This window comes from Arthrobacter sp. ZGTC412 (assembly GCF_002929215.1).
Classification (GTDB): domain Bacteria; phylum Actinomycetota; class Actinomycetes; order Actinomycetales; family Micrococcaceae; genus Arthrobacter.
Map to the genome: position 1 here is coordinate 1 of NZ_PJII01000077.1, position 635 is coordinate 635.

At 64.4% G+C, this 635-nt stretch carries 1 protein-coding gene; it reads left to right on the forward strand.

Annotated features, from left to right (window positions below; translation table 11 throughout):
* Window positions 1-635, forward strand: a 635-nt coding sequence (locus tag CXQ88_RS21440; RefSeq protein ID WP_104046162.1) for an NAD(P)/FAD-dependent oxidoreductase, incomplete at both ends; no start/stop codon positions are given.

Consider the following 635-nt stretch of genomic DNA (forward strand, 5'->3'; position numbering starts at 1 on the left):
GGCATCCAGGGGCCGGAGCTGATGGACGGGCTGCAGGAGCAGGCCGAGAAGTTCGGTGCCAAGGTGATGTTCGACGACGTCACGGAAGTAACGCTCAAAGGTCACGTCAAGCGTGTGGTGACCGGCGGCGGCGAGACCTACGAAGCCCCGGCGGTCATCCTTGCCACCGGTTCTGCGTATAAGGAACTCGGCCTGCCGGAGGAGAAGAAGTTCAGCGGCCATGGTGTTTCCTGGTGTGCCACCTGCGACGGGTTCTTCTTCCGGGAGCAGGACATCATCGTTGTCGGCGGTGGTGACTCGGCCATGGAGGAAGCGATGTTCCTGACCCGGTTCGGGAAGTCCGTGACCGTCGTCGTCCGCAAGGGTGAGCTGCGCGCCTCCCGCATCATGGGCCAGCGTGCCAAGGACAACCCGAAGATCAGCTTCGCCTGGAACTCCGCCATCACGGCGATCCACGGTGACGGGAAAGTCACTGGGGTGACTCTGACGGACACCCGCACGGGGGAGTCCCGGCACCAGGCGGCGACGGGTATCTTCGTCGCGATCGGGCACGTGCCGCGGACGGAGCTGCTGACCGGGCAGGTGGACCTGGACGAGGAAGGCTATATCAAGGTGGACTCTCCCACCACCGTCAC